Raw genomic sequence first — 7,256 nt, forward strand, 5'->3', positions numbered from 1 at the left:
CGACCGTGACCACGGTATGACTGTCATATGACGGATTGATGACAGCCCGGACACGGGCTGTCGGGACGGATCAGGCGGCGTTGCGACGGCGCGCCCGGTGCTCGGGGAAATGGCAGGTAAAGGTGCTGCCAACGTTGATTTCACTGGCAATTTCCAGCCTGCCCTCGTGGTGTTCCAAGGCGTGCTTGACGATTGCCAGTCCCAGGCCGGTGCCCCCCGTGCGGCTGAAGCGGGAGGGGTCCACCCGGTAGAAGCGCTCGGTCAGCCGGGGGATGTGCTTACGCTCGATGCCGATGCCGCTGTCCGTGACCGAGAAATGCAGGCCGGCCGGGTCGCTCCACCAGCGCACATGGATATCCCCGCCGGCGGGGGTGTACTGGATGGCATTGTGGATCAGATTGGAAAAGATGCTTTGCAGTTCGCTCGGGTGCCCATACAGCGCCAGACCCGGCTCGGCCTCCAGCGTGATGGCCTGCGTCCCGCCCGACATGGCCCGTGCCTCCTCGACCAGCTTGTGGAGCAGCGCGCTTACTTCCACCACTTCATGCCGTGCCGGTCCGGTATTCGCTTCGATGCGCGCCAGCTTCAGCAGGTCCTCGATGATGTTGGCCATCCGGGTGGCCTGGCGCAGCATGTCCGCCAGCGGGCCCGCCCAGGGCTGCAGAGGGCTACGCTGCGTGGACTCCTCGACCATCACGTCCAGATAGCCGCGCAGCACGGTCAGCGGCGTGCGCAGCTCGTGCGAAGCATTGGCCACGAAATCGCGCCGCATCTGCTCCAGCCGTTGCTGCTGACTCACGTCGCGCGCGATCAGCAGGCGCTGATCCTGGCCGTAAGGAATGACCCGGATCGACAGCAAGCCGCCGACGTTCACCGGGGACGGAATCTCGATGTCGCGCTCGTAGCGGCCGGCCTGCAGATATTGCGTGAAGACGGGATGTCGGATCAGGTTGACCACACGCTGCCCCAGATCCTGCGGCGAGCGGAAGCCGAGCAAGGTCACGGCCGCTTCGTTGAACCAGGCGATGTGGCCATCCCGGTTCAGCACTACCGTGGCATCGGGCAGCGCAGCCGTCGAGGCCTCGTACTGGCTGACGAGGTTTTCCAGCCGGGTCTGGCTACGACGGTTGCGCCGGTCGAGGACACGGAACGCGCGGTAGACTTCCTCCCATACGCCGCTGCCGTCCGGCAGCTCATGGCTCTGCGGCTCGCGCAACCAGCGCAAGAGTCGGTAGACATGCAGGAAATGCCAGCCCAGGTAAAGACTGATGCCCGTCAGCAGGCAAAGCGCATAGGCACCGCTGAGCACACCGGCCAGCAGCCACAGCGCGATCCAGCCTGCCAGGCGGGTGAGTTCACTCTGCCAGGCGGCGTTCATGCACGCGCGGGCTTAGAGCTGAGAGGAAAAACGGTAGCCGGTTCCGCGCACGGTCTGGATGTACTGGTCGTAGCCGTGCGGCGACAGTGCTTTGCGCAACCGGCGGATGTGCACGTCAACGGTCCGCTCTTCCACATACACCCCGTGACCCCATACGCGGTCCAGGACCTGCTCACGCGAGTATACGCGTTCCGGATTGCTGACGAAAAAGTGCAACAGACGATATTCGGTCGGCCCGAGCTTGAGGGTTTCGCCACGCGCCGTCACGCGCTGGCTGGCGGCATCGACCACCAGCCCGTCGATCTCGATGCGCTGCGCCTCGCCGCCAGGCAACGTGCGGCGCAGGACGGCACGCACGCGCGCCACCAGCTCGGAAGGAGAGAAGGGCTTGACGATGTAGTCGTCGCAACCGAGATTCAGGCCCCTGACCTTCTCCTCTTCTTCCGCGCGCGCCGTCACCATGATCACCGGCAGATCGCGCGTGTTATCGTCCTTTTTGAGTTCGCGCGCGAATTCGATGCCGCTCACGCCCGGCAGCATCCAGTCCAGCAACACCAGGTCCGGGCGCTGGTCGGCGATGGCCAGGCGCGCAGACTGCACGTCGCCCGCCTCGCTGACGCGGAACTCATTGCGCTCCAGGGTGAAGCGCAACATGTCGCGGATAGGTGCCTCGTCTTCGACGACCAGGATGTGATGCCCTGTCATGTTCGACCTCCGCCGCGCATCCTAGGCAGAGGATATGACATTTCGATGACAGGCCGAAGCTATCCCAGAGATTTGGAAACGATTTCAGCCACGTCGGCCGAAAGCCCCGGTGTGTCATGCAGTCGCTCCAGCTGTCCGCGCATCAGACCACGGTATGGTTCGGCGAAGCGTCGCCAGCGGGTAAAGGCCGACGCCAGCCGTGCCGCCACCTGTGGGTTCAGCGTATCGAGCACCGCGATCTGGTCCGCGACCAGGCGATAACCGGCGCCATCCGCCTGATGGAAACCGCGCAGGTTGTGCTGAGCGAAGGTCCCCAGCAACGCCCGCACCCGGTTGGGATTGCGCAGGTCGAACTCCGGTGCCTGCAGCAGCGCCGTGACTGCTTCGACCCGGTCGGTGAGACGCGCGCCGGCCTGCAAGGCCAGCCATTTGTCGAGCACCAGCGGCTGGGCACGCCAGCGCTGACGGAAATGCGCCAGCGCTTCGCTGCGTTCCGGGCAGTCCCAGTCATTGAGTGCGACGAGGGCGGCCAGTGCATCGGTCATGTTGTCCGCAGCCTGGTACTGGCGCAGGGCCAGTACACGATCCTCCGCGTGTCCGGAGGCCGTCAGCCAGCGTAGTGCGAGACCGCGCAGCCGCCGCCGTGCGATCTCCATCGCATCGAAACGCCAGCCATGTCCGTCGCCGCAATTGCGGTGAAAAACGTCCAGCCATGCATCGCGCGTGAGCTGCGCCAGTTCCAGGCAAAGGCTGTCGTGCGCGCGCACCACGGCGCCGACGTCGGCGGACTCGAGCTGATCGACGAGCTGGACCTCCGCGGGCAAACGCAGCATCTCGGCAAGCAGCGCCGGATCGAAATCCGCCCTCTGCAGCAGCTCGCGCACCAGGCCGGCGAGCTCGATGGCCTGCGGCATGGTGCCCGTCTGCAGCACGGGCTCGACACGGCACAGCAGCTGGCGCAGGAACAGCTGTTGCGCTGCATCCCAGCAGGCGTAAGCGTCACCGGCATACAGCGACAGCCTGCGCAGCTGGGCATCATCCAGCGTGTACTCGCTGCGCACCGGTGCGCTGAAGCCGCGCAGCAGCGACAGCGTGCAGGGCCTGCCCGGCCCGGTGAACGTCCACTCGGCCTGCGCCCCGCGCAGCTCGACCAGCTGCTCGTGGTGCAAGCCACCCGCCTCGTCGAGCAGCGCAATGCGCACCGGGATATGCAGGGGCTGCTTGTGCGGCTGTCCCGGCGTCGGCGGACAGGACTGCGCCAGCCGCAGGATGTGAGTGCCGGACGTGGCATCGTATGCCAAGCGTGCCTGCAGACAGGGCGTGCCGGCCTGGCTGTACCACAGCCGGAACTGTGCAAGCTCGCGGCCGCTGGCATCCTCCATGGCCTTGAGGAAATCCTCCACCGTCACGGCCTGGCCGTCGTGGCGCTCGAAGTAGAGATCCATCGCCCGGCGAAATGTCTGTTCGCCCAGCAGCGTGTGCAGCATGCGGACCACTTCCGCGCCTTTTTCGTACACGGTGAGCGTGTAGAGGTTATTGACCTCGAGGTAACTATCCGGGCGGACCGGGTGCGCGGTCGGGCCTGCATCCTCCGGAAACTGCTGGTCGCGGATCAGCCGCGCCTGGCGGATGCGGGCGATGGCGGGAGAGCCCATCGCGGCGCTGAACTGCTGCTCGCGGAACACGGTGAGGCTTTCCTTTACGCTCAGCTGGAACCAGTCCCGGCAGGTGATACGGTTGCCGGTCCAGTTGTGGAAGTACTCGTGCGCGATGATGTCGCGCACCGCCTCGAAATCGTCGTCGGTCGCGGTTTGCCCGTCGGCGATGATGTAGCGCGCATTGAAGATGTTGAGGCCCTTGTTCTCCATTGCGCCCATGTTGAAAGAGCCGACCGCGACGATCATGAACAGGTCCAGGTCGTACTCGCGGCCGTAGGCCTCTTCGTCCCAGCGCATGGCCTGCTTCAGCGATGCCATCGCGTGCGCGCAGCGGCTGCGATTCTCCGGCTCGACGTAAATGCGCAGGCTGACCGGCCGGCCGGAGCGGGTCACGAACCGGTCCTCGACCAGGGCCAGGTCGCCGGCCACCAGCGCGAACAGGTAGCAGGGCTTGGGGAAGGGATCCTCCCAGGTCACCCAGTGCCGCCCGCCCTCCCCAATGCCGCTGGCGACCGGATTGCCGTTGGCCAGCAGGACGGGATAGCGGCGCTGATCCGCCGACAGCGTCACGCGATAGCGCGCCATGACGTCTGGCCGGTCCGGAAAATACGTGATGCGGCTGAAGCCGTGCGCCTCGCACTGCGTGCACAGCAGCGAGCCGGACTGATACAGGCCCTCAAGCGCGGTGTTGGTAGCCGGGTGGATGCGCGTGGTGACTTCCAGCAGCGCCTGCGGCGGGACATCCGCAATCGTCAGCCGGGTCTCCTCCAGCCGATAACGTTCCTGCGCCAGTGCTTCGCCATCCAGGCGCAGCTCGAGCAATTCCAGCCCGCGGCCATCCAGCACTAGCGGCGTCGTAGTCGGCGCCGCTGGATCGCGCCGCAGCTGCAGCCGCGAGCGGACCAGGGTGTCCTGCGGATCGAGCTCGAAATGCAGCTCGACGCGCTCGACCTGCCAGGCCGGCGGCCGGTAGTCGAGCCGGCGCGTAGGAACCGGCGTTTTCAGAGCCGGCGCATGACCACGCTGCCGACCGAATAGCCGGCGCCGAAGGCGCACAGCACGCCGATGTCGCCGGGCTTGAGGTCAGCGTGGTATTTGTGGAACGCGATCACCGAGCCGGCCGAGCTGGTGTTGGCGTACTCATCGAGGATGACCGGCGCCGCCAGCGCGTCGGGCTCGCGTCCCAGCACCTTCTTGCTGATCAGCTGGTTCATGCCCAGATTGGCCTGGTGCAGCCAGAAGCGCTTGACCGTGCCGGGCTCGATCCCCAGTGCCTGCAGGTGCTCGGTCAGCAGCTGCGCCACCGCCGGCACCACTTCCTTGAACACCTTGCGTCCTTCCTGCACGAACAGTGTGTCGCGCTCGTCGCGGGGTGGGACCTCCGCGCGGTTGAGGAAGCCGCGGTTGTTGCGGATGTTGTTGGAGAACTGCGTCATCAGCTTCGTGCCCAGGATCTCGAAGCGATCCGCGCTGCGCGCGCGGTCGGCCCGCTCGACCAGCACCGCCGTGCAGGCGTCGCCGAAGATGAAATGGCTGTCGCGGTCACGGAAGTTCAGGTGCCCGCTACAGATCTCGGGGCTGACCACGAGCACCGCGCGCGCATCGCCGCGGCTGATCGCCTCCACCGCCGCCTGGACGCCGAAGGCGGCCGAAGCGCAGGCGACATTGATGTCGTAGGCAAAACCCTTCACGCCCAGATAATGCTGCAGCTCGACTGCCATCGCGGGATACGGCCGCTGCATGTTGGAACAGGCCACGAGCACGGCGTCCACGTCGGCGGCCGACCGCCCGGCGCGTTCCAGCGCCTCCCGGGAAGCCACCATACCCATCTCGCACATCACCGAGGGCTCGTCGTTGCCGCGAGTGCGGATCTGCGGGCACATGATCTCGGGGTCCAGGATCCCGGACTTGTTGATCACGTAGCGGCTCTTGATACCCGAGGCCTTGACGATGAACTCGGTGCTGGAGGGTTGCAGCGGCTGCAGGCTACCGGCCGCGATCTCGGCGGCGTGGCGTTCGTTGTAACGGCGCACGTACTCGTTGAACGAAGCCACCAGTTCGTCGTTGGAGATGGACTCGGGGGGTGTGTACAACCCGGTGCCGCTGATGACGGTCGTTAGCACGGATACTCCGGAGGTAACTTGCTGAACGTAGGCGGAATATCGGCCTGTCCAGGCCGGTTGGTAAAGCTACTGGCTTGCACGCCGAGATGCAAGCAAAAACACGGATTACCCCGTGATCAATCCGCTTTCGCGCAGCGCCCGCAGGATCAGCGCGCTCACCGCCGGCTCGCGGCGGAAGCTCAGGTGCGTGCCGGGGTACCAGACCGGTCCTTCCGGCAGCTGCCAGTGCCGCGCCAGCGCCAGCACCTGCGCAGGCGGAATCAGCCGGTCGGCCGTGCCGGCAAAAACGTAGCGGCGCGCCGTGCGCGGCGGAATGGCCAAGGGCGAGATCACCCGCAGCGCCTCCCGGGCGGCCTCTTGTGTCAGGCCCAGCGACTCCAGGTAGCGCAGCTGCAGCGGGGGCATGTGCCGCCATAGCGTGGCGGCGATGTCGGTCATCGGAATACCGGCGATCACGCACTCCAGGCGATCCTCCAGGCACGACAGCAGGGCGGTGTTGTAGCCGCCCAGGCTGTAGCCGAAGGCGCCGACCGCCGGTGCCTGCTGCGCGTCGCGCAACCACCCGATCAGGCTGCGGATGTCGTGCATGGCCTGCGCCTCGGCGTGGATGAAGTTCGGGAAATCCCCGTCCAGATAGCCGTCGCCGCTGCGCAGGCCCTCGCGCCGCGGCCCGTGCAGCGGCAGCACCGGCAGCAGCAGGTTGAGCCCCAGCCGGTGATGCAACCAGCGCGGCCGGAACAGCAGGAAATCCAGTACCGGCATGCCCATGCGATAGCCATGGATGCAGACCAGCCAGGGCCGCGGCGGCCCCGGATGCTGCAACACCCAGGCATGCGCCCGGCGGTTGCGCGCCTGCGCCTGCCAGGCCTGTGCGCCCGGATCGTCCTCCCAGGGCTGGTAGCCGCTGTCGAAGCAGAGGTGCTGGTAGTCCTGCCCATAAAGACGCCGTGGCCGCAGCTGCAGGTTCTGCGGCGGTATCGGTTCGCGATGGAAGCTGCGCAGGTCACGGTCGCGGTACTGGGCGCGGATGCGCTCGCACTCGATCTGCATGAGCCGCGCGCGTTCCCCGGTCGGCACGCGTGCACTGAGGGTGAAATAACAGAGCAGGCCCTCGTCCAGCGCCACCTTGAGCATCAGTCCCGGCGTGACCGCGGGCGCCGGCACGCCGGGCGTCAGCGGTTCGTGTTGCAGGGCGGCATGGCCAGCCACGCCGTAGCTGGCGAGCACCAGAACCAGCAGCGCCAGCGCCCACGGGCCACCCAGCAGGAACCCCGCCGGGACCGCCAGCGCGGCGGCGACATAGGCGCTGCCGGCCAGGCACTGCGGGATACGCCGGTCGCCCGGCCAGAGCAGCAGGCCGGTGCCGGCGGCGGTATGGACCAGCCCGGGCAC

At 66.8% G+C, this 7,256-nt stretch carries 5 protein-coding genes; all 5 read right to left on the reverse strand.

Annotation, left to right across the window (positions count from 1 at the left end):
• Positions 1-70 precede the first annotated feature (70 nt).
• The gene (gene phoR / locus VNJ47_11865; protein ID HXG29529.1) at positions 71-1,378 is read right to left on the reverse strand and encodes a phosphate regulon sensor histidine kinase PhoR; all 1,308 of its coding nucleotides are present in this window, start codon (positions 1,376-1,378) and stop codon (positions 71-73) included.
• Between the two features lie 12 nt (positions 1,379-1,390).
• Entirely contained in the window at positions 1,391-2,083 is a 693-nt protein-coding gene (gene phoB, locus VNJ47_11870) for a phosphate regulon transcriptional regulator PhoB (protein ID HXG29530.1), read from the reverse strand.
• A 59-nt stretch (positions 2,084-2,142) separates the two neighbouring features.
• Entirely contained in the window at positions 2,143-4,797 is a 2,655-nt protein-coding gene (pepN, locus tag VNJ47_11875; GenBank protein ID HXG29531.1) for an aminopeptidase N, read from the reverse strand.
• Positions 4,743-5,864 (reverse strand): beta-ketoacyl-ACP synthase III, encoded by a 1,122-nt coding sequence (locus tag VNJ47_11880; GenBank protein HXG29532.1) that lies wholly within the window; start codon positions 5,862-5,864, stop codon positions 4,743-4,745. The genes pepN and VNJ47_11880 overlap by 55 nt, the downstream gene beginning before the upstream one ends.
• A gap of 105 nt (positions 5,865-5,969) precedes the next feature.
• On the reverse strand, positions 5,970-7,256 hold a 1,287-nt coding region (locus tag VNJ47_11885; GenBank protein ID HXG29533.1), incomplete at its 5' end, for a prolyl oligopeptidase family serine peptidase.

It is taken from the genome of Nevskiales bacterium (assembly GCA_035574475.1).
Taxonomy (GTDB): Bacteria; Pseudomonadota; Gammaproteobacteria; order Nevskiales; family DATLYR01; genus DATLYR01.

Coding starts and splice junctions, on each gene's coding strand:
- phoB (HXG29530.1), bottom strand. CDS start 2,083: ATGACAGGGCATCACATCCTGGTCGTCGAAGACGAGGCACCTATCCGC.
- phoR (HXG29529.1), bottom strand. CDS start 1,378: ATGAACGCCGCCTGGCAGAGTGAACTCACCCGCCTGGCAGGCTGGATC.